The organism is Mesorhizobium sp. M7A.F.Ca.CA.001.04.2.1, from assembly GCF_003998485.1.
GTDB classification, from domain to species: Bacteria; Pseudomonadota; Alphaproteobacteria; order Rhizobiales; family Rhizobiaceae; genus Mesorhizobium; species Mesorhizobium ciceri.
The window spans coordinates 1-21,432 of record NZ_RZQT01000099.1 but is presented as its reverse complement, the minus strand read 5'-3'; the positions used below and the strand labels follow the sequence as shown (position 1 = coordinate 21,432).

Below are 21,432 nucleotides of genomic sequence, written 5' to 3'. Positions count from 1 at the left end.
GGCGATGGCCGCGCCCTGGTTGCGCGACAGCTGCACGATGCGGCGCAGCATCTCGACGAAGCTGCCGGAGATCGGCAGGTTCGACCAGGTTGCCTCAGGGGTGACGTGGAACAGCACCAGCGTGCCCTTGCCTTTCTTCAATCCGGTGACCAGCGGCGTGCCGTCGGCAAGGGCCGCCCAGGTGCGCTCGACGATATCGGGTGTCGGCTCGGCCAGCACCTGTCTGCTGACAGTGACCTCGGTCGGCGGCGCCAGATCGGCGAACGGGCCGGCCTTGGGGAATTCGGTGACAGGCTGCGGCGACGTCCATGACAGCGCGCCGCCGAGCGAACGCTCGCCGGTGCGCAGGCGGACCGGCAGCAAATCGTCGTCATCGCCTGCGGTGGCCAGCCGCGAACCGGCGAAACGCACCAGCGTGCCGCCATTGTCGACCCAATCGACAAGTCTCTGCCGGACCTGTCCGGGAATGGTGCCGATATCGGCCATGACAATCATCGCGGGCTTCTGGTCGAGGATCTGCGGGATGGCGTCGGCGAGGTCGGCGCTGGAGGGTTCGACCAGATCGGCGAAGGGCTGCAGCGCCCGCCTGATGTAGTAGAGTGGCGACAAAAGCGGCTGCGCCTGGTCGGCCTCGGCCTGCGACAGCAGCCCGACGCGGCGGCGCTTGGAGCTTTCGTCGAGGACGCGCACCGCACCGGCCTGCCGCTCGCCGTCGAGCGCGATCGAAGCGAAGTCGTTGCGCAATTCGAACGGCACCGCCATGGTGCCGGTGGCGGTGGTTTCGCCAGGCGAAAAGGTCAGCGTCGCATCGGCGATGCGGCGGCCCTTGTCGTCGAAGGCGCCGGCGGTGACCTGCGCCGGGGCAGGGTCGCCCGGCGCGCGGATGGCGGTCAGCGCAAAGCCGTCGACCTGGTTGTCGGCGGCGGTCAGGCCCGTCAGCGACAGCCTGTCGGCGGTTGCCCAGACGACACGGGCGGCATTTTTCGACAAAAGCGTGTTGAAGGCGGCTTCATCGCCTTTTGCCGCCAAGCCGTCGGCAAGCACGGCGACACTGGCCCCGGGCAAGGTCTCCAGCACGCCGGCGACGCGGGCATAGACGGCGGGCCGGTCGGTCGGGATCGGCCGCGGCTTGGCGGCGCGCAGCCGGTCAAGGGCGGTGGCGGCATCGAACGGGCCGATCTCGGCATTGGCTTTTTCGGCGGTGAAGGCGATGACGACCGGCACGCCGTTGGAGCCGGCGTCGTTGATCAGCCGCTCGGCGGTGGCGACGCGTTTGCCCCAGTCGGCGGCACTTGCCCAGTCATTGTCGATGACCAGGGCCAGGGCGGCTCCTTCGGCCGGCAGCTTTTCACGCGGATTGAAGACCGGGTCGGCCAATGCCGCGACGATGAGGGCCGCCATCAAGAGCCTGAGTAGCGTCAGCCACCACGGACTCTGCTGCGGCGTCTCCTCGCGCTTCAGTACGCGCGCCAGGATCTTCAGCGGCGGGAAGATCTCGGTCTGCGGCTTGGGCGGCGTCAGCCTGAGCAGCCACCAGATCACCGGCAGTGCCAGCAGGCCCCACAGCACCATGGGGGCGCCAAAGGAGAGCGGCAGCCAACTCATGCGACAGCCTTTCCTGGCCGATCGCCACCAGCGATGCCTGCACGACCGCCAGCGGTCGGCCTGACCGAGGGGCCATCAGTGGTCATCGCCATGTGCAGCCGCACCAGCGCGTCGGAGGCGAGCCGATCGGTGTGGTTGACGGTAAAGCTCCAGCCAAGCCGCTTGCACCAGGCGGCCAGTTCGTGGCGGCGGGCGGTGTAGAGCAGGCGATACTCATCACCCAGCATTTCGGCGCGGCCGGCGGTCAGCTTGTCGCCGGTCTCGGGATCGGTGAATTCGGTGCGGCCGGCATAGGGGAAGGTCTCCTCGGCCGGGTCGGCGACCTCGATCAGGTGGGCGCGCACGCCGTGGCGGGCCAGCACGTCGAGCCAAGCCATCGTCTCCTCGACGGGATCGAGGAAGTCGCTGACGATGACGATGTCGCAGAAGCGCCTGATGTCGGACAGGTCGGGTTTTGCCGGCAGCTCGCCGGCATGCACCAACTGGGCGGCAATGCGTTCGGCGCCGTTGCGGGCGGTGAACGGGTCGGTGAGGCCCGGCCAGGCGATGCGTTCGCCGCTGCGCGACAACAGCTCGGCCATGGCCAGCGCCAGCACCAGCGCGCGCGATTGCTTGGAAACGCTGGCGCCTGTCGATTTGTAGAGCATCGACGGCGAGGGGTCGGCCCACAGCCAGACGGTATGGGCGGCTTCCCATTCGCGGTCGCGCACATAGGTGTGGTCGTCGCGGGCCGAGCGGCGCCAGTCGATGCGCGAGGAATCGCCCTCGACATAGGGCCGGAACTGCCAGAAATTCTCGCCGATGCCGCGCTTGCGGCGGCCGTGCCAGCCGGCGATCACGGTGTTGACGATGCGCCGCGCCTCGACCAGCAGGTCTGGCACAAGCGAGGCCCGCAACCGGCCACGGGCGAGCGCGTCGCGCGTCGCTGCCGGAGCCTGGACCTCGCCGATGCGCGGCATCAAATCCCTTTCACGAGTTTCGCCACCACGTCACGCACGCTGGTGCCTTCGGCGCGGGCGGCGAAGGTCAGCGCCATGCGATGCTGCAGCACCGGCTCGGCCAGCGCACGGACGTCGTCGACCGAGGGCGCCAGCCGTCCGTCGTAAAGCGCGCGCGCCCTTGTGCACAGCATCAGCGCCTGACTGGCGCGCGGGCCGGGACCCCAGGCGACGTTCTTATCGGTCTCGGCATTGCCTTGGCCGGGACGCGCCGAGCGCACCAGCGTCAGGATCGCCTCGACGACGCTTTCAGGCACCGGCATGCGGCGGATCAGCGTCTGGATCTCCTTCAGCCGCACCGGCTGCAGCACGTTTTGCGCTTTCGCGTCCTCGATGCCGGTGGTTTCCAGAAGGATGCGGCGCTCCGCCTCGATTTCGGGATAGAGGATGTCCACCTGCATCAGGAAGCGGTCAAGCTGTGCCTCGGGCAGCGGATAGGTGCCCTCCTGCTCCAGCGGGTTCTGGGTTGCCAGCACGTGGAAGGGCGCCGGCAGGTCATGGCGGGCGCCGGCAATGGTGACGTGGTATTCCTGCATGGCCTGCAGCAGCGCCGACTGGGTGCGCGGCGACGCGCGATTGATCTCGTCGGCCATCAGCAGCTGGGCGAAGATCGGCCCGGAGATGAAGCGGAAGGAGCGTTTTCCGGTCTCGTCCTGCTCCATCACTTCGGAGCCGAGGATATCGGACGGCATCAGATCCGGCGTGAACTGGATGCGACGCGAATCGAGGCCGAGCACGATGCCAAGTGTTTCGACCAGCTTGGTTTTGGCGAGACCCGGCACCCCGACCAGCAGCGCATGGCCACCGGCCAGCAGCGCCACCAGCGTGCGCTCGACGACGCTTTCCTGTCCGAAGATGACCCGGCCGACCCCGTCGCGGATCCGGGAGATGTCGGCAAGCGCCTTTTCGGCCTCGGCGATCATGTCCTTTTCGCTGATCGGGCTTTCCTTGACCATCACGCTCATGCCGCATCGATCCTTGTGGTTGGAATACCATGGCTGGAACAACGGCTGCACCATACCATAAGTTGCCGCGATTCGGCCTCGCGTGGCGCCTACATCGAAACTTAAATCACAGACTTAGGCTGACAAGCGGAACAACAGTGACTATTTCGTGACCATGACGGGACCCTTGGGACATCGTGAAGAAAGCCTGACTGATGCCACCGAGGCGCGTGGTCTCGAGGCGCTGATCTCGCGCGCCGCCCGTGCCGGCAAGGGCGCGGCACCTGTCGAACGCTGGAATCCCGACTTCTGCGGCGATCTGGACATGGAGATCAAGGCCGACGGCACCTGGTTCTATCTGGGCACGCCGATCGGGCGCATGCCGCTGGTGCAGCTTTTCTCCTCGGTGCTGCGCAAGGACGCCGATGGCAGGACCTATCTGGTGACACCGGTGGAAAAGGTCGGCATCCGCGTCGCCGATGCGCCGTTCATCGCCGTCGAAATGGACGTTTCGGGCAGCGGCGAGGCGCAGACAATCACCTTCCGCACCAATGTCGGCGACGTCGTCGAAGCCGGGCCGCAACGGCCGCTGCGGTTTGTCGACGAGAACGAGACCGGCGGGTTGAAGCCCTATGTGCTGGTGCGTGGCCGTCTGGAGGCGCTGGTGGCGCGGCCGGTGATGTATGAACTGGTCGGGCATGGCGAGGAGATCGAAATCGACGGCGAGACGATGTTCGCGGTGCGCTCCAAGGGCGCCGTGTTCCCGATCATGCCGGCGGACCAGTTGAAGCGGTTGAGCGCGTGATGGACCAGGCGACGCCGGCGCCGTTTTCATCCGCGGATTTTCGCGCGCGCTTTGCCGTGCAGCCCGATGCGCATGCAGGCGACGACGACTATGGCGACCATCGCTTCAACCCCGGCCATCCGCGCCTCAACCAGGGCAAGGCGCTGCGCAATGCCGCGGTGCTGATCCCGGTGGTCGATCATGAGGGCGATGCGACGGTTCTTCTGACCAAACGGGCCGAAAAGCTGCGCAGCCATTCGGGGCAGGTGGCCTTTCCCGGCGGCACTATCGATCCGACCGATCCGAGCCCTGAGGCGGCGGCGCTGCGCGAGACCTTCGAGGAGATCGGGCTTGGCCGAGATCGCATCGAGATCATCGGCCGCATGCCCGACTATGTCGCCGGCAGCGGCTACCGCATCGCCCCGGTGCTTGGCATCGTGCGGCCCGGTTTCCAACTGACGCTCAACGCAGACGAGGTCGATGCCGCTTTCGAAGTGCCGCTGCGCTTCCTGATGGACCCGGCCAACCACAAGCGCGACAGCCGTATATGGAACGATCTCGAATGGTTCTTCTACGACATGCCTTACGGCGACCGGCGCATCTGGGGCGTCACCGCCGGCATCCTTCGTACTCTCTATGAAAGGCTCTATGCGTGAGTGTCTCGATCGCGGGCAGGGCCGATTGGCTCACCGACAAGCATCTGCAGCGCCTGCTGTTCGCACTGGCCGAAGGCGGTGAAGAGGCGCGAGTCGCCGGCGGCGCGGTGCGCAACACACTGATGGGCCAGCCGGTCGCCGACATCGACATCGCCACCACCTGCCTGCCGCAGGAAACCCTCCGCCGCGCCGAAGCGGAAGGGTTCAAGGCGGTGCCAACCGGTATCGAGCATGGGACAATCACCGTGGTTGCCGGTGGAAAGCCCTATGAAATCACCACCTTGCGCGCCGATATCGAAACCGACGGGCGGCGCGCGAAAGTGTCGTTCGGGCGCGACTGGAAGCTCGATGCCGAGCGGCGCGACTTCACCATCAACGCGCTCTATGCCGAGGCCGATGGCAAGGTGGTCGACCTGGTCGGCGGCATTGCCGACATCGAGGCGCGCCGGCTGCGATTCATCGGCGACCCGGAAGCGCGCATTCGCGAAGACTACCTGCGCATCCTGCGCTTCTTCCGCTTCTTCGCCTGGTACGGCGACGGACGGCCGGACGCCGAGGGGCTGAAAGCCTGCGCCCGTCTGAAGGAAGGGCTGGCCCAGCTTTCGTCCGAGCGCATCTGGTCGGAACTGAAGAAACTTTTGTCGGCGCCCGATCCGTCACGGGCGCTGCTTTGGATGCGGCAGGCAGGTGTCTTGACCGCGGCGCTGCCGGAAAGCGAGAAATGGGGTATCGATGCCATCCATGGGTTGGCCAAGGCCGGCAAGGATCTGGGCTGGGCACCCGACCCGCTGCTCAGACTGGAAGCGATCGTGCCGCCCGATGCCGCTCGCATGAAGTCGCTCGCCGAGCGGCTCAAACTCTCGACCGCCGAAGCGGATCGCCTGCGCCACTGGGCGCTCGCCACCGCCGTCGAGCCGAAGACGACCGAGGGCGAACTGGCAAAAAGGCTCTATCGCGGCGACCGGCAGGGGTTTGTCGACCGTCTGCGGCTGTCGCTTGCGGCAGCCAGGATGCGCGCCGTCGAGGACAATGAGGCGCTGCTCGAAGCCGGTGGCTTTTCGCGCCTGCTTGGCTTCGCCACCAAATGGGAAAAGCCGTTGTTTCCGCTGAAAGGTGCCGATCTGACGGCGCTCGGCGCAACTCCAGGCCCGAAACTCGGCGAAATCCTGAGGAATCTCGAAGCGGAATGGGTCGAAGCCGGGTTTGCCCCTGATCGCGACGCGCTCCTCAAGCGCGCCGCCGAAGCCTTGCAGGCCGGGTAGATCAGGCCGCGTCGCGGGTCTTTTCGATGCGCGAACGGATCGCCTCGATCATCGTCTCGCGGATGACCGTCTCGCCATGTGTCTCGCGCATGTGCTCGACGGCACGGCGCATGACCTCGGCTTCCTCGTCGGCACGTGTGTGCCAGTCACAGCCGGGCACGAGCGACCCGCAGTGAAATTCCTTCATGAGATTTCTCCTTTTCCTCCGTGGAGCCTGGTCGAGGCTCCGGCACTTTTTTTGGCTCATGTCCGGTTCCAGGGTTGAAACCGCGGACCGCGAACGGGTGAGAAGCATAACACAGATGGGGTGGTATTGGTTGCCGTCAACGGCAAAAGGGCGGAGCAGCATCGCTCCGCCCTCTAAACACTACCCCGAAACAGGGCCAGACATCGTCTCGTCCCGTTTTGGCGGGCAGGCCTTCACTTGGCGATCTTGACAGCCTCGGCAATCTTTTTCTTGCCGCTCATGTCCCATGAGACACGGACTTTTTCACCGACCTGCAGGCCAGGATCCTTGAAGGTCTTGGGAAGCGTAAAAGACGATCCATCGTCGAGGACCAGGCTCATGGCCGTCGTGTCAAAGGTCTTGATCGTCCCGGTGGTGTGCTTGACGGCGGCGAACGCCACCGAACCGGAAGCGAGAAGGGCAGCGGCGGCCGTCGAAACAATGATCTTGCGCATTGCGAAGTACTCCTGGAAAGGCGGGTATCTTTTTGACGAAGATGTCCCGCGTCGTCTTGGGCCGTCCGGTCGCGTCGGGTCGCGGCTCGCTTTGTCTTGACGCAATTCCGGTCGGAAAGCCGTTTCGCACTTTCCTGAAATTGCGCGCAGGCGAACCGCCGGCGCTTCCCGACCCCACGCCACAAATAGACCAGTCTTTTCAAGAGCCTATTAGACGAAAAAGAAATTTTCCGCCGCATCGTGTGCCACATTCCATGCCCATTTCGAGCGAATGGGACATCAATGCGGCTCACGCCGGGCTCACCATTTTGTTACGGCCAGCGGACCTCGGGCGGCAGGCTGGAGAGGATGGCGGCGACATTGCCGCCGGTCTTCAGTCCGAATATGGTGCCGCGATCGTGAAGCAGATTGAATTCGACGTAGCGGCCGCGGCGGATGAGCTGTTCGTCACGGTCGCCATCGGTCCAGTTCTCGTTGAAGTTGGCGCGCACAAGGTGGCCGTAGACGACGAGAAAAGCGCGGCCGACATCCTGGACGAAGTTGAAATCGGCATTCCAGCCGCCCTTGTCCTCACCCGAATGCAGCCAGTCGAAGAAGATGCCACCGGTGCCGCGCGGCTCGTTGCGGTGCGACAGATAGAAGTACTCGTCGCACCAGGCCTTGAATTTTGGGTAATCGGCCACCGCGACATTCTTCTCGCAAGCGAATTGCATGGCGCGATGGAAGGCGACCGTGTCGGGGTCGTCCTGGGTGCGGCGGCGATCGAGCACCGGTGTCAGATCGGCACCGCCGCCGAACCATTGGCTGGATGTGACCACCATGCGCGTGTTCATGTGCACGGCCGGAACGTTGGGATTCCATGGGTGCGCGATCAGCGAAATGCCGGATGCCCAGAAGCGCGGGTCTTCCTCGGCACCGGGCATCTGCTTCCTGAATTCGGGTGAGAACTCGCCATGGACGGTCGATGTGTGGACGCCGACCTTTTCGAAGACGCGACCGTGCATCATCGACATGGTGCCGCCGCCGCCGCGCCCCTCGTCACGTTCCCATGGCGTCTTTTCGAAGCGGCCGGGCGACCACGAGGCCAGCGGCCCGCCAAGATCCTGCTCGATCTGCTCGAAGGTGGCGCAGATGCGTTCGCGCAGCGCCTCGAACCAGAGGCGCGCCTTCATCTTCTTCTGTTCGATGTCGGCGGGCAGGCCCGCCGGTATTTCTGGTCGTTCCAAATGCCGTCTCCGGTTGGGGCGGCGAGTCCCACAAATGACTCGTCTTTTGCCGGCGCGATCCCTAATCTCTTAGGGGACAGGGTCAAGTGTCATTACGGTGCAGGAGTTGTTTCGTGCGCACCCCGGCAAGACCGCCGCTGGATGGCCTAAAGAAAAGGCTCGACCAAAGCCGTGCCGAGCGCGTGCGTATGCCGCGCGACGGTTTCCTGCGCGAGACCTTCGTGCTGCCACGCTCCGATGCCCGGCTCAAGGCCAAGGAATGGTTCGAGCGCTTTCCCAAGCAGGCCTACTGGACCGAGATCGAAAGCTGGTTCGAGCGGCCGGGCGACCTGATCGAGTTCACCATCAGGCGGTTGCCTGCGGCCGACTAGGACTTCGTCGCCCCGTTTACGGGGAGAGGGTGCCGGCAGGCAGGTTGAGGGGCGGCGCGAACCTCTCAATGCTGGCGCCGCCCCTCATCCGCCTTCACTGCGTTCAGGCACCTTCTCCCCGTGAACGGGGAGAAGGAAGAGCGACCAGCCTCCTTGCCCCCGTTCCCTCGCGTGCCAGCCGGTCACCCTTGTTGCGCAGCGGGCATTTGTCGATCGACATGCAGCCGCAGCCGATGCAGTCGGTCAGCCCGTCGCGCAGTTTCTTCAACTGGGCGATCTTGTGATCGAGCCCGTCGCGCCAGGCGGTCGACAAAAGGTTCCAGTCGTCGCGCGTCGGCGTGCGGCTTTCGGGCAGTGATTCAAGTGCGGCACCGATTTCGGCCAGCGAGATGCCGACCTCCTGTGCGACCTTGATGATCGCCACGCGCCGCAGCACGTCGCGGCCGTAGCGGCGCTGGTTGCCCGACGTGCGGTGGCTGCGGATCAAGCCGCGGGCCTCGTAGAAATGCAGCGCCGACACCGCCACCCCGCTGCGCATGGCCACCTGGCCAACCGTTAATTCCGTTACAGGCGCCATGTCTGATTTTCCGTCCCGATTTTTCTGCTTGACCTCAAGTTAAGTTGAGCTTGTAGCGAAGAAACCCTGGATGTGCAAACGAAGGAGAAGGCGATGTGCGCCTGGGTCGAGATGTCGGGAGACGGAGTGCCGTTATCCGAGTTGCCGGATGGCTTCGCCCACCACCATGGCGACGGAGAGCGCCACGTTGATGCTGCGCGCCGTACCCTGCATGGGGATGGTCAGGCGCGCATCCGCCGCCTGATGGACAGGATCCGGCACGCCTGCGGATTCGCGGCCGAACAGGAGGACGTCATTGTCCGCGAAGCTGAAGCTGGTGTAGGCCGTCGTGGCTTTGGTCGACAGCAGCACCAGCCGGTGCGAACCAGCCTTGCGCCATTCCTCGAAGGCGTGCCAGTCGACATGCCGGGTCAGGGCAGCCATTTCGAGATAGTCCATGCCGGCTCGCTTGAGCGCCTTGTCGGAGAGCGGAAATCCGGCCGGTTCGATGATGTCGACGCCAAGTCCGAGGCACGCGGCGAAGCGCAGGATTGTTCCGGTGTTGCCGGCAATGTCAGGCTGGTAGAGCGCGATGCGGAGACGACGGTTCATTTCCGCGTCCTTCTAATAAGTGGCGGATCGGCCACAGCGGCTTGGCGGTTTTGGAAATTGCTGGACCTGCGGGTGGCCATTTTCTGCGAAGTCGGGTATACAACCAGCATTGTCAACCCGAACCGATGGAGGGGTAATTCATGATGACCATGCACATCCAGCGCCCCTCTCGTGGGCTTACCTGCCTGCCGGCGGTTTCGGTACGACGATTCTCCTGACTCTCTAAGACTTGATCGCACCGATTCCCGCCGAAACGATTTTTCGGCACTCGAAGGAATCCTGCGATGTTTTTCAAAAAGTCAAAAGGGCTGAACGCCCCAACTGAAGCTGTCCGGACCGACACTCGTCATGTCCGGACCGATGCAATGCGTGCCTCCGGGCGAATGCCGGCGGACGATATTGCTTCGCCTTTTTATCTCGATTTTCACACGGAGGACGGACCGATGTTCGATCCCTACAGAATACCGGGCTCGAGGAGCCTGCATATCCACCGACTGCCGACCTGGGCGCTGCTGATCGGCGACACCTATTCGTCGGCGGTTCACGCCGAGGTTCGCCGCCGGCCGCATCGCGGCATGCTGCCGGATGTCGATTTTTCGCGCGCGGTTCCCGATCCCGGGCGGCCGTCGCTGGTGCGCCGGATCATCCGGCTGATCCGGCCTGGCGCGAAAAACCGGGCTGGCGGCACCGTGTCGTCAGGATCGTCTGGCGCAGCTGTCGGCGAAAAGCCCGCGAGCCCCTATATTGCGCGAAGCATTGCCGACGGTCCGGGTGATTCCGGACCGTCGGCACTCGACGCCATGGGTTCCGGGGACTTCGTACGCTCACGTGCCGCGTAAGCGGCAAACACATTTCACAGGCATGACCTATGTTGTTGTTTAGCTGGTTTGAAAAAAGGCTCGATCCGTTCCCCGCGGCGGAACCGGTCGAGCCGCCCAAGACGCTGGTTGCCTTCTGCGTGCATTATACGCGCGGCGCCTGGCCCTATATCCTTTTCGACGCAGTGCTGGTGACGGCCATCGCGATCGCGGAAGTGTGGATGTTCGGCTTCCTCGGCCGCATCGTCGACTGGCTGTCGGGGCAGAATCGCGAAACCTTCCTGCAGACGGAAGCCTGGAAGCTTGCCGGCATGGCCTTCATCGTGCTGTTCGCACTGCCGGGCACGGTATGGCTGCATTCGCTGCTCAACCAGCAAACGCTGATGGGCAACTATCCCATGCGCATCCGCTGGCAGGTGCACCGCTATCTGCTCAAGCAGTCGATGAGTTTCTACCAGGACGAGTTCGCCGGCCGCATCGCGACCAAGCTGATGCAGACGGCCCTCGCCGTGCGCGAATGCGTCATCAAGGTGATCGACGTCCTGAATTACGTTATCGTCTACTTCCTCGGCATGCTGCTCATCGTCGGCTCGGCCGACTGGCGGCTGGCCGCGCCGCTCGGCGTCTGGCTGGTCGGCTATATCCTTTTGCTGCGGTTTTTCATTCCCCGGCTGGGCAAGGTCGGCGAGGAACAGGCCAATGCGCGCTCGATCATGACGGGCCGGGTCGTCGACAGCTACTCAAACATCCAGACGGTCAAGCTGTTCAGCCATGCACGCCGCGAAGCGTCATTCGCCAAAGACGGTATGTCCGGCTTTCTCGAAACGGTCTACCGGTCGATGCGCCTGGTGACAGTGCTTTTCGGCTCGCTCTACATACTGAACGCGCTGCTCTTGTTCTCGGTGACCGCGATGGCGCTGTGGCTGTGGCTGGGGCAAGCAGTGACGATCGGCGCGGTCGCCGTGGTCATCGGCCTTGTGCTCAGGTTGTGGGGCATGTCGCAATGGATCATGTGGGAAATGTCGGGCCTGTTCGAGAACATCGGCACGGTGCAGGACGGTATCGCCTCGATCTCGCTGCCGCGCCTTGTCGAGGACAGGCCGGACGCGAAGGAGATCAGCGTCTCCAGGGGGGAGATCCGCTTCGAGGACATCCGCTTCCACTACGGCAAGCAGAAGGGTGTGATCGAGGGCCTGTCGCTGGCGGTGAAGCCGGGCGAGAAGGTCGGCATCGTCGGCCGTTCCGGCGCAGGCAAGTCGACGCTGGTCAACCTGTTGCTGCGCTTCTACGACCTCGAAGCCGGGCAGATATTGGTCGATGGCCAGGAAATCGCCGCTGTGAAGCAGGATTCGCTTCGTGCGCAGATCGGCATGGTCACGCAGGACACCTCGCTGCTGCATCGTTCGGTGCGCGAGAACATCCTTTATGGCCGGCCCGATGCAACCGACGAGATGCTTGTCGAGGCGGCGCGGCGCGCCGAGGCGCTGGACTTCATATCGGGGCTTTCGGATGCCAGCGGCCGCAAGGGCTTCGACGCCCATGTCGGTGACCGCGGCGTCAAATTGTCCGGTGGCCAGCGGCAACGCGTCGCCATTGCTCGCGTTATGTTGAAGGACGCACCTATACTTATCCTTGACGAAGCGACCTCGGCGCTTGATTCCGAAGCCGAGGCGGCGATCCAGGAGAATCTCTACAAGCTCATGCAAGGCAAGACCGTCATCGCCATCGCGCACCGGCTGTCGACCATCGCGGCGATGGACAGGCTGGTGGTGATGGACAAGGGCCGTGTCATCGAGGAAGGTTCGCACGAAGAACTCGTCGCCAAGGGCGGGCTCTACGCGCAGCTCTGGCAGCGCCAGTCGGGCGGGTTCCTGCTTGAGGACGGTCCCGCCGACGCCGCCAACGACGCACTTGCAAAGAGGCAAGCCGCAGAATGATGGCCGCCGCATGATGACAGCCGTCTATCGCTGGTTCGAGAACTGGGTCTATCCGTTCAGGGAGCCGGCGAATCTTCGGCCACCGATCAGTGTCGGCGGCTTTCTCTGGCACTATGTCGGCCAGGCGAAGTTCGCCTTCTTCGCCATGCTGGTCATCGGCGGCATCGCGCCACTGGTCGAGGCCGGCCTGTTCTACTTCGTCGGGCGGCTGGTCGATATTCTCGACCAGCTTCCCGCCGAGCGCAGCTGGCACGCACTGTGGGCCGCCGCCGGCCCTGAACTGGTTTTCATGGCCGTGGTGGTGCTGGTCATCCGCACCGTCGTCGTCGGCCTGTCGGCGCTGGTCGACGAACAGACGATCACGCCGGGCTTCTACAATCTGGTGCGCTGGCAGGCGCACCGGCATGTCTCGCGCCAGTCCTACGCCTTTTTCCAGAACGATTTCGCCGGCCGCATCGCGACAAAGGTCTGGCAGGCGGGCCAGGCGACCGGCGACTTGATGGAAAGCTTCATCGAGGTCGTCTGGTTTATGATCGTCTACACGGTGACGACGCTGGCGCTGGTCGCAGGCCTCGATCTCAGGCTGGCGGTTCTGGTGGTGATCTGGATTTCCGCCTTCGGCTGGCTGGCCAAGCTCTATTTGCCGGCAATCCGCAAGCATGCCGAGGAAACAGCCGAGGCCGGCTCGATGATCACCGGCCGCATCGTCGATTCCTATTCCAACGTGCAGACGCTGAAACTGTTCTCGGCCGATGGCGACGACCGCTACATCAGGAACGGTTTCGACATCTATCTCGACGCATTGCGCCCGTTCACCCGCCGGCTGACCGGCGTGCGCATGGCGCTGACCACGCTGTCAGGCATCATGATCACGGCGATCGGCTGCTTTGCCGTCTATCTCTGGGTCGAGGGCTCGATCACCGTCGGCGCGGTCGCCTTCACCCTGTCGCTGGTGCTGCGGCTCAACATGCTGCTCGGCCGGCTGATGATGCAGCTCAACAGCATCTTGCGAAACCTCGGCGTGCTGGAGAACTCCAAGGCGCTGATTTCGCAGCCGCTCGGCCTCACCGATGCGCCCGACGCCAAGGAACTCGTCGTGGCAGGCGGCCGTATCGCGGTGAAGAACGTCGAGTTCCACTACGGCAAAGGTTTCGGCGTGCTGAACGGCATCGACCTTGTCGTCAGGCCAGGCGAGAAGGTCGGGCTGGTCGGACCGTCCGGCGCCGGCAAGACGACCCTCGCCAATCTGATCCTGCGCCTCTACGATCTCGAGAGCGGGTCGATCACCATCGATGGCCAGGATGTCGCCAAAGTTACGCAGAATTCGCTGCGCGCCAATATCGGCGTCGTCAGCCAGGACACGGCGCTGTTCCACCGTTCGCTGCGCGACAACATCAAGCTCGGCATGCCTGACGCGACCGATGCGGAGGTGATCGCGGCGGCGAAAAAGGCCGAGGCGCACGAGTTCATCCTGACCTTGCGCGACAACAGGGACCGCGCCGGCTACGAGGCGTTTGTCGGCGAGCGCGGCGTCAAGCTGTCGGGAGGCCAGCGCCAGCGCGTGGCGATCGCCCGCGTCTTCCTCAAGGATGCGCCGATCCTGATTCTCGATGAGGCGACCTCGGCACTCGATTCCGACATCGAGGCGGCGATCCAGGAGAATCTGACGCGGCTGATGGAAAACAAGACGGTCATCGCCATCGCCCACCGGCTGTCGACGATCGCAGCACTCGATCGTCTGGTGGTGCTCGACGGCGGCCGCATTGTCGAGCAAGGCACGCATGACCAATTGGTGGCGCTCGACGGGCTCTATGCGCGGCTGTGGAAGCGGCAGTCCGGCGGTTTTCTCTATCACGAGGACAGCGTGCTCGAAGAGACGCGCCCGGCGGAGTAGCTCCATGGGTGGATCGACAGGCGCCATCCCAGAGGTCGGCTACGTGCTCAAGCGGCTCCGGCCGACCATGCCGGCCTTCGACACGCTGAAGGAAGAGAGCCGGCTGGAAGGCTACTGGATGCTGGTACGCCTTGCGGATGGCTGGGCAAGTGGCCGCAACAAGTTCCTGAAACGGGGGGAGGCGCTGTACGGAGCATGGTATGGAAGGGAACTCGCCGGCGTGTGCGGGTTGAACATCGATCCCTATTTCGAGGGCAGGGGCCACGGCCGGGTCCGGCACCTGTTTGTGAGCGCGCGCCACCGTCGCGCCGGCCTTGGCCGGATGCTGGTCGAAACCGTTGTCGACAGGGCACGTCACCATTTCGCCATGCTGAACACCCGCGCGCCGCAAGAAGCCTTCGGTTTCTATGAACGGCTTGGCTTTCAGCGCGTAGCAGGCGAAGAGTTCGTCACACACCGCATGGTTTTCGGGAAAGGAGGCTGAAATGTCCTTGCGTCCGCCATCTCATCTTGCCGGCGCCTCGGCCGCCGAAGCCGCCTTCGACGCGCTCGGCCATGAAATATTGGCGGAAAAGGCGGCAGCACTCGGCCGCGCCGGCCAGCGGGTAGAGGAAACGCTGGCCAGGCTGCGCGACAATGCCGACGAGCAACTGCGCCCCCTTCTGCTCAAGGATGCCGCCGAGGCGGTGCATGGCTATTTCATCCAGCGCGAGCTGTGCGGCTTGCGCAAGCACGATGCCGTCATTCGTGAATACAACATCCCGAAAGCGGTGCTGGCCAGGCTCGGCGCGAAATAGGGATCACTCCAGCCATTCGGTGATGAAGCTGCCGTTCTCGTGGATGTCGGTCGTTTCCAGTGGGCCTGGGCCGAGATTGGTGAATTTGTGCGGCGTATTGGGTGGCACGATCAGGATCTGGCCGGCGGATGCCTCGATTTCCTGGTCGCCGACAGTGAACAGGCCGGTGCCCTGGCGGATGATGAAGATCTCCGCGTAGGGATGTGTGTGCAGGCGCGGGCCGCCGCCGACATCAGGCAGATAGTTGAAGATCAGGCAGGAGTTGGAGCCGTAGGCGCCACATTGCAACTCGCCCTTCCAATGGTCCGAGCGAACGGCCCAGGTGTCGCGGTCTATGACGTGTGCCATGATGACAAGGATAGACCCGGCTGGGGCCTTGTGTCGAGCCGAACAAGGGCGTCGGATTTGCGGTTGTTTCCCGGTTGTTTAGTGATGGTTGGCGGCTATCCGGCGTCGTGTTGACCGGCGGCGGATTTTGTCCCCGCGACAATCTGCCCTTGTGCCTTCACCCGTCTGGACAAAAACGGGCTTCACGCATAAACCGAAGTCCAAATGCCGGAGGAATTCGCAAGCCTGTTCGCCATGCGCTGTCGGGTTGGCGTAATTGAGCGGGGAACAAGGCTCAACCACCGGCACGGAAGAGGCGAAAGGATCAGGCACCCGTGAGCGCAACCGACACCCAGGATCCCAACCGTCGTGATTTTCTCTACGTCGCCACCGGCATGGCCGCAGTGGTCGGCGCGGGTGCTTTCGCGTGGCCGTTCATCGACCAGATGCGCCCTGACGCCTCGACGCTGGCGCTCGCCTCGGTCGAAGTCGACGTCGCCTCGCTGACGCCGGGCATGTCGCTGATCGTCAAATGGCGCGGCAAGCCGGTCGTGGTCCGCAACCGCACCGAACAGGAAATGAAGGACGGCGAGGCGGTCAAGCTGGCCGATCTCAAGGATCCGATCGCCCGCAACGCCAATCTCCCGGCCGACGCACCGGCGACCGACGCCAATCGCACCACGCCCGGCAAGGAAGCCTGGATGGTGATGGTTCAGGTCTGCACGCATCTCGGCTGCATTCCGCTTGGCCAGGAAGGCGATTTCGGCGGCTGGTTCTGCCCGTGCCACGGTTCGCAATACGACACCGCCGGCCGCATCCGCAAAGGCCCGGCGCCGGAGAACATGGCGGTTCCGGTATTCAAGTTCATTTCCGATACCAAGATCCTTATCGGTTGAGGCAGGGGGATATTTCGATGAGCGAGGGACACTCGACCTATACGCCCAAAACCGGTCTCGGACGCTGGTTCGACGCCCGCATGCCGCTGCCGCGGCTGGTCTATGACAGCTTCGTTGCCTATCCGGTGCCGCGCAACCTCAACTATGCATGGACCTTTGGCGGCATCCTGTCGATCATGCTGGTGGCGCAGATCCTGACCGGCATCGTGCTGGCCATGCATTACACGGCCGACACCAATCTGGCCTTCGGCTCGGTCGAGAAGATCATGCGCGACGTGAATTCGGGCTGGCTGCTGCGCTACATGCATTCGAACGGCGCCTCGTTCTTCTTCGTCGCCGTCTACATCCACATCTTCCGTGGCCTCTATTACGGCTCCTACAAGGCGCCGCGCGAACTGCTGTGGATCCTCGGCTGCATCATCTATCTCCTGATGATGGCGACCGGCTTCATGGGCTACGTGCTGCCATGGGGCCAGATGAGCTTCTGGGGCGCCACCGTCATCACCGGCTTCTTCAGCGCCATTCCGCTGGTCGGCGACTGGATCCAGCAGCTGCTGCTCGGCGGCTTTGCCGTCGACAACCCGACGCTGAACCGTTTCTTTGCGCTGCACTATCTGTTGCCGTTCATGATCGCCGGCGTTGTCGTGCTGCACATCTGGGCGCTGCATGTAGTCGGCCAGTCGAACCCGACGGGCATCGAGGTCAAGTCGAAGACCGACACCGTGGCCTTCACCCCCTACGCGACCATCAAGGACGCGTTCGGCATGATTGTGTTCCTGTTCTTCTTCGCCTATTTCGTCTTCTACCTGCCGAACTATCTCGGTCATCCCGACAACTACATCGTCGCCAACCCGCTGAAGACGCCGGCCCACATCGTGCCCGAATGGTACTTCCTGCCGTTCTACGCGATCCTGCGCGCCATCACCTTCAATGTCGGGCCGATCAACTCCAAGCTCGGCGGCGTGCTATGCATGTTCGGCGCCATCGTCATGTTGTTCCTGGTGCCGTGGCTCGACACTTCGAAGGTGCGCTCGGCTGTTTACCGGCCCTGGTACAAGCTGTTCTTCTGGCTGTTCGTGGCCGATGCCATCCTGCTTGGCTGGCTGGGCTCGCAGCCGGCGGAAGGCAGCTATGTGTTCATGGCGCAGATGGCGACATTGTTCTACTTCGCCTTCTTCCTGATCGCGCTGCCGGTGCTCGGCCTGATTGAGACGCCGCGACGGTTGCCGAACTCGATCACCGAGGCGGTGCTCGAGAAGAACAAGGGCGGCAGCGGACATCCGGCGGGCGCTACGGCGGCTCCGGAAACCAAAGGCTGAGCGGGTAGAGAATCTAAGGGGATTTGGCATGAAAAAGATTCTCACCTCGCTGGCGCTGATCGGCCTTGTGGCCGTCGCCGCTGGGGCCGCGGGCACTCGGGCGATCGCCGCCGAAGAGGCACACAATGTGGCCAATCCGACGCATTTCCCGATCGACGAGCCGAAGGAAATGGACTGGAGTTTCACCGGCCCATTCGGCACCTATGACAAGGCGCAGCTGCAGCGCGGCCTCAAGGTCTACAAGGAAGTCTGCTCGGCCTGCCATTCGATGAACCTGGTGGCGTTCCGCACGCTGTCGGACCTCGGCTATTCCGATGCGCAGATCAAGACGCTGTCGGCCGAGTACACCATCCACGACGGTCCCAACGATGCCGGCGACATGTTCGACCGTCCCGGCAAGCCGTCCGACCACTTCCCGCCGCCCTTCGCCAATGAGGAAGCCGCCGCTGCCTCCAATGGCGGTGCTGCTCCGCCAGACATGTCCCTGCTGGCCAAGGCTCGCGGTGTCGAACGCGGTTTTCCGCAGTTCGTCTTCGATATCTTCACCCAGTACGACGCGGGCGGCCCCGACTATATCCACTCGCTGCTGACCGGCTACGACCAGACGCCGCCTGCCGGCATGGTGATCCCGGAAGGCACCCACTACAATCCGTACTTCATGTCCGGCGTGTCGCTGAAGATGCCCAAGCCGCTCTCCGACGGCCAGGTGACCTATGATGACGGTGCGCCGCAGACCATCGACCAGTATTCCCGCGACGTCTCCGCCTTTCTGGCCTGGGCGGCCGAGCCGCATATGGAAGACCGCAAGAAGACCGGTTTTCGCGTTCTGGTGTTCCTGCTTTTGTTCGGCGCGCTGGTCTATCTCACCAAGCGCAAGGTGTGGGAAGGCGTGGCGCATTAAGCCACACGATCAAGTGATCACGAAGGGCGCCGAGAGGCGCCCTTTTGCATTTCCAGAAGCCGGCCATGTCACATGGCCGTCACCGCATCCGGCGATCCTGTGCTGCTCTCATCAAAGGATCGCACCCATGAAAAGATACGCATCGCTCGCGGCAGGCCTGTTGCTGCTCATCGTCGGCTCGGCCGCGCAAGCGGAAGACGCCCAGCCTTTCGTCACCAACAAGGATGTCGACCTGACGATGATCCTGCCGCCGCCGCCGGCAAACGATTCGGCGCAGACCAAGGCCGAACTCGGCGAGGTGCTGATGCTGCAGGTGACACGCACGCCCGAGATGGTAGCCAGCGCCGTCGCCGATGCCGACGAGAATGTCTGGCGCTTCGCCAACGTCATGGGGCCGAAATTCAACAAGGAAACGCTGCCCAAATTCAGCGCCTTCTTCGACCGCGTCGTGGCCACCGAAGGCGCCGTCGTCGATCCGGCCAAGGATATCTGGAAGCGCCCGCGTCCGCACCAGCTCAGCGACCTCGTCAAGCCGGCGGTCAAGCTGTCGAGTTCGGGTTCCTGGCCGTCCGGCCACGCCACCGTCGGCACCATGATGGGCATCATCCTGTCCGATATGGTTCCGGAAAAGCGCGCCGAGATCATGGCGCGTGCGGCCGAATACGCCCACAACCGCGAGGTCGGCGGCATCCACTATGCGTCCGACGTCGAGATGGGCAGGATTTCCGGCAGCGTCATCGCCGCGGTCCTGCTCAACCGGGACGACTTTAAGGCCGAATATGAAGTGGCCAGGGCCGAGCTTCGTTCGGATCTCGGCATGTAATCTTCGTCAATCGGATCAGACCAGAAAGGGGCGCTTCGGCGTCCCTTTTTTGCTCATGGCCATGTCCGAAGGGCGGTTCGAAAAATAGTCCGTTGGCACGCCGACAACAGGTTGATATTCGATGCATCGAACGGTGGCGAGAAACTTGTCCCGCCATGGCCTTTGGAATTCGATGATGCGGCTCAGCGACTGTCACAACTTTTCCGATTTCCGCCGCATGGCGCAGCAGCGGCTGCCGGGACCGATCTTCAACTACATCGACGGCGCGGCGGACGACGAGGTCACCTATCGCCGCAACACCGAAAGCTTCGAGACCTGCGACCTCGTTCCCAACGTGCTGCGCGGGGTGAGCGAGGTCGACATGTCGGTGACGGTCATGGGCCAGAAGCTGGCGATGCCGTTCTATTGCTCGCCGACCGCCTTGCAGCGCCTGTTCCATCACCAGGGCGAGCGCGCGGTCGCCAAGGCCGCCGCCAAATACGGCACGATGTTCGGCGTGTCGTCGCTGGGCACTGTCAGCCTCGAGGAGGCGCGCAGCATCAGCAGCGGCCCGCAAGTCTACCAGTTCTATTTCCACCGGGATCGCGGTCTTAACCGGGCGATGATGCAGCGGGCAAAGGCGGTCGGGGTCGAGGTGATGATGCTGACCGTCGACAGCATCACCGGGGGAAACCGCGAGCGCGACAAACGAACCGGCTTTGCCATTCCCTTCAAGCTCAACCTTACCGGAATGGCGCAGTTCGCGCTCAAGCCGGCCTGGGCGATCAACTATTTCACCCATGAGGGCTTCAAGCTGCCGCAGCTCGACGAGCATGTCGACATGGGCGGCGGCACGATGTCGATCAGCCGTTACTTCACCGAGATGCTCGATCCGTCGATGACATGGGACGACGTCGCCGAGATGGTCAAGCTCTGGTCGGGTCCGTTCTGCCTCAAGGGCGTCATGTCGGTGGAGGATGCCAAACGCGCTGTCGACATCGGCTGCAGCGGCATCGTGCTGTCGAACCATGGCGGGCGGCAGTTGGATGGCTCACGGGCGGCGTTCGACCAGCTTGCCGAGATCGTCGATGCCGTTGGCGACAGGATCGACGTCATCATGGATGGCGGCGTGCAGCGCGGCACACACGTGCTGAAAGCGCTGTCGCTCGGCGCCAAGGCCGTCGGCGTCGGACGCTACTATCTGTTTCCGCTCGCGGCGGCCGGCCAGCCCGGCGTGGAACGGGCGCTCGAACAGATGCGGGTCGAGATCGAACGCGGCATGAAGCTGATGGGCTGCAGCTCGATCGAACAATTGTCGCGCAACAATCTCCGTTTCAGGTAATCTCGACCCATGAAATCCTCGCTCGAAGACACGCTGCTTGCCGCGATCCGCACCATTCCGGACTATCCCAAGCCCGGCATCCTGTTTCGCGACATCACCACGCTGCTTGGCAATGCGCGCGCCTTCCGCCGCGCCATCGACGAACTGGTGCATCCCTATGCCGGCCAGAAGATCGACAAGATCGCCGGCATTGAGGCGCGCGGCTTCATCCTTGGCGGCGCCGTCGCCCATCAGCTCTCGGCCGGTTTCGTGCCGATCCGCAAGAAAGGCAAGCTGCCCTACGAGACGGTGCGCGTCGCCTACAGCCTGGAATACGGGCTGGACGAAATGGAGATGCACAAGGACGGTGTTGCTCCGGGCGAGAAAGTGATCCTGGTCGACGATCTGATCGCCACCGGCGGCACGGCTGAAGCGGCGGTCAAGCTGCTGCGCCAGATAGGTGCCGACATCCTCGCCGCCTGTTTCGTCATCGACCTGCCGGACCTCGGCGGCCGTGCCAAGCTGGAGGCGCTTGGCGTGCCGGTGCGGACGCTGATCGGGTTCGAGGGGCATTGAGTGTTCTTCCCTTCTCCCACATGGGCTAGCGTGCGCACACATTTGCTTCGTGCTGTGGTCAAGCGTGAAGAAGCGACGCCGGAAAATGGCTTGAAGTGTTTGAATCGCATGTGATTCTGTAGCTGCCATTGTTCTGGAGGCTACGACGA

At 63.6% G+C, this 21,432-nt stretch carries 24 protein-coding genes; 15 read left to right on the top strand and 9 right to left on the bottom strand.

The window, feature by feature from the left end; all coding sequences use genetic code 11:
• The 3 genes from EN955_RS25210 to EN955_RS25200 form a co-directional block, all read right to left on the bottom strand.
• Positions 1 to 1,605: BatA domain-containing protein (locus EN955_RS25210; RefSeq protein ID WP_206523758.1), on the bottom strand; the 1,605-nt coding region annotated here is incomplete at its 3' end.
• Positions 1,602 to 2,564, bottom strand: a complete 963-nt coding sequence (locus EN955_RS25205) for a DUF58 domain-containing protein (protein ID WP_024504544.1) — start codon at positions 2,562 to 2,564, stop codon at positions 1,602 to 1,604. The genes EN955_RS25210 and EN955_RS25205, both read right to left, overlap by 4 nt.
• On the bottom strand, positions 2,564 to 3,568 hold the full coding sequence (locus EN955_RS25200; RefSeq protein WP_013529968.1) for a MoxR family ATPase: 1,005 nt from the start codon (positions 3,566 to 3,568) through the stop codon (positions 2,564 to 2,566). Before EN955_RS25200 ends, EN955_RS25205 begins: the two co-directional genes overlap by 1 nt.
• Before the next feature lie 154 nt (positions 3,569 to 3,722).
• On the opposite strand from EN955_RS25200, the gene EN955_RS25195 reads away from it, so the two are divergent.
• The 3 genes from EN955_RS25195 to EN955_RS25185 are packed head-to-tail and all read left to right on the top strand — an operon-like array spanning position 3,723 to position 6,249.
• The gene (locus EN955_RS25195) at positions 3,723 to 4,352 is read left to right on the top strand and encodes a DUF1285 domain-containing protein (RefSeq protein WP_024504545.1); all 630 of its coding nucleotides are present in this window, start codon (positions 3,723 to 3,725) and stop codon (positions 4,350 to 4,352) included.
• Positions 4,352 to 4,987 (top strand): CoA pyrophosphatase, encoded by a 636-nt coding sequence (locus EN955_RS25190; RefSeq protein ID WP_024504546.1) that lies wholly within the window; start codon positions 4,352 to 4,354, stop codon positions 4,985 to 4,987. Before EN955_RS25195 ends, EN955_RS25190 begins: the two co-directional genes overlap by 1 nt.
• Positions 4,984 to 6,249, top strand: coding sequence for a CCA tRNA nucleotidyltransferase (locus EN955_RS25185; RefSeq protein WP_024504547.1), 1,266 nt, complete (start codon positions 4,984 to 4,986; stop codon positions 6,247 to 6,249). Before EN955_RS25190 ends, EN955_RS25185 begins: the two co-directional genes overlap by 4 nt.
• A 1-nt stretch (position 6,250) precedes the next feature.
• Here the strand turns inward: EN955_RS25185 and EN955_RS25180 are convergent, their stop codons facing one another.
• The 3 genes from EN955_RS25180 to hemF all read right to left on the bottom strand — a co-directional run bounded on the left by EN955_RS25180 (position 6,251) and on the right by hemF (position 8,156).
• Positions 6,251 to 6,436 (bottom strand): DUF1059 domain-containing protein, encoded by a 186-nt coding sequence (locus EN955_RS25180; protein ID WP_013529972.1) that lies wholly within the window; start codon positions 6,434 to 6,436, stop codon positions 6,251 to 6,253.
• A gap of 233 nt (positions 6,437 to 6,669) precedes the next feature.
• Positions 6,670 to 6,930, bottom strand: a complete 261-nt coding sequence (locus EN955_RS25175) for a DUF1344 domain-containing protein (protein WP_024504548.1) — start codon at positions 6,928 to 6,930, stop codon at positions 6,670 to 6,672.
• A gap of 311 nt (positions 6,931 to 7,241) precedes the next feature.
• Positions 7,242 to 8,156 (bottom strand): oxygen-dependent coproporphyrinogen oxidase, encoded by a 915-nt coding sequence (hemF, locus tag EN955_RS25170; RefSeq protein WP_024504549.1) that lies wholly within the window; start codon positions 8,154 to 8,156, stop codon positions 7,242 to 7,244.
• Between the two features lie 113 nt (positions 8,157 to 8,269).
• Between hemF and EN955_RS25165 the strand changes: the two genes are divergently transcribed.
• The gene (locus EN955_RS25165; RefSeq protein WP_013529975.1) at positions 8,270 to 8,527 is read left to right on the top strand and encodes a hypothetical protein; all 258 of its coding nucleotides are present in this window, start codon (positions 8,270 to 8,272) and stop codon (positions 8,525 to 8,527) included.
• Positions 8,528 to 8,630: 103 nt separating this feature from the next.
• On the opposite strand, the gene soxR is transcribed toward EN955_RS25165, so the two are convergent.
• A complete protein-coding gene (soxR, locus tag EN955_RS25160) occupies positions 8,631 to 9,104 on the bottom strand; it encodes a redox-sensitive transcriptional activator SoxR (protein ID WP_013529976.1) in 474 nt (157 codons plus the stop codon).
• Positions 9,105 to 9,236: 132 nt separating this feature from the next.
• A complete protein-coding gene (locus EN955_RS25155; protein ID WP_024504550.1) occupies positions 9,237 to 9,695 on the bottom strand; it encodes a tRNA (cytidine(34)-2'-O)-methyltransferase in 459 nt (152 codons plus the stop codon).
• A gap of 443 nt (positions 9,696 to 10,138) precedes the next feature.
• On the opposite strand from EN955_RS25155, the gene EN955_RS25150 reads away from it, so the two are divergent.
• From EN955_RS25150 to EN955_RS25130, 5 genes are read left to right on the top strand one after another with little or no spacing between them, the layout of a single operon-like run.
• Complete coding sequence (locus tag EN955_RS25150; protein ID WP_013529978.1) at positions 10,139 to 10,534, top strand: hypothetical protein; 396 nt, start codon at positions 10,139 to 10,141, stop codon at positions 10,532 to 10,534.
• 29 nt (positions 10,535 to 10,563) lie between these two features.
• Positions 10,564 to 12,450, top strand: a complete 1,887-nt coding sequence (locus EN955_RS25145; RefSeq protein ID WP_013529979.1) for an ABC transporter ATP-binding protein — start codon at positions 10,564 to 10,566, stop codon at positions 12,448 to 12,450.
• Between the two features lie 10 nt (positions 12,451 to 12,460).
• The gene (locus tag EN955_RS25140) at positions 12,461 to 14,344 is read left to right on the top strand and encodes an ABC transporter ATP-binding protein (protein ID WP_032808649.1); all 1,884 of its coding nucleotides are present in this window, start codon (positions 12,461 to 12,463) and stop codon (positions 14,342 to 14,344) included.
• A gap of 4 nt (positions 14,345 to 14,348) precedes the next feature.
• A complete protein-coding gene (locus EN955_RS25135) occupies positions 14,349 to 14,828 on the top strand; it encodes a GNAT family N-acetyltransferase (RefSeq protein WP_013529981.1) in 480 nt (159 codons plus the stop codon).
• A 1-nt stretch (position 14,829) separates the two neighbouring features.
• Positions 14,830 to 15,141 carry a DUF6665 family protein gene (locus EN955_RS25130; protein WP_013529982.1) on the top strand — a complete coding sequence of 104 codons (312 nt, stop codon included), beginning with the start codon at positions 14,830 to 14,832 and terminating at the stop codon, positions 15,139 to 15,141.
• Positions 15,142 to 15,144: 3 nt separating this feature from the next.
• Here the strand turns inward: EN955_RS25130 and EN955_RS25125 are convergent, their stop codons facing one another.
• Positions 15,145 to 15,489, bottom strand: coding sequence for a cupin domain-containing protein (locus tag EN955_RS25125; protein WP_013529983.1), 345 nt, complete (start codon positions 15,487 to 15,489; stop codon positions 15,145 to 15,147).
• Between the two features lie 314 nt (positions 15,490 to 15,803).
• On the opposite strand from EN955_RS25125, the gene petA reads away from it, so the two are divergent.
• The 6 genes from petA to EN955_RS25095 all read left to right on the top strand — a co-directional run bounded on the left by petA (position 15,804) and on the right by EN955_RS25095 (position 21,283).
• Positions 15,804 to 16,364, top strand: coding sequence for a ubiquinol-cytochrome c reductase iron-sulfur subunit (petA, locus tag EN955_RS25120; RefSeq protein WP_013529984.1), 561 nt, complete (start codon positions 15,804 to 15,806; stop codon positions 16,362 to 16,364).
• 17 nt (positions 16,365 to 16,381) lie between these two features.
• Positions 16,382 to 17,683, top strand: coding sequence for a cytochrome b N-terminal domain-containing protein (locus EN955_RS25115; RefSeq protein ID WP_013529985.1), 1,302 nt, complete (start codon positions 16,382 to 16,384; stop codon positions 17,681 to 17,683).
• A 28-nt stretch (positions 17,684 to 17,711) separates the two neighbouring features.
• Entirely contained in the window at positions 17,712 to 18,584 is an 873-nt protein-coding gene (locus tag EN955_RS25110) for a cytochrome c1 (protein ID WP_013529986.1), read from the top strand.
• 127 nt (positions 18,585 to 18,711) lie between these two features.
• A complete protein-coding gene (locus EN955_RS25105) occupies positions 18,712 to 19,407 on the top strand; it encodes a phosphatase PAP2 family protein (RefSeq protein ID WP_013529987.1) in 696 nt (231 codons plus the stop codon).
• 175 nt (positions 19,408 to 19,582) lie between these two features.
• Positions 19,583 to 20,728, top strand: coding sequence for an alpha-hydroxy acid oxidase (locus tag EN955_RS25100; RefSeq protein WP_024504555.1), 1,146 nt, complete (start codon positions 19,583 to 19,585; stop codon positions 20,726 to 20,728).
• A 9-nt stretch (positions 20,729 to 20,737) separates the two neighbouring features.
• Positions 20,738 to 21,283, top strand: coding sequence for an adenine phosphoribosyltransferase (locus EN955_RS25095; RefSeq protein ID WP_013529989.1), 546 nt, complete (start codon positions 20,738 to 20,740; stop codon positions 21,281 to 21,283).
• Positions 21,284 to 21,432: the final 149 nt, after the last annotated feature.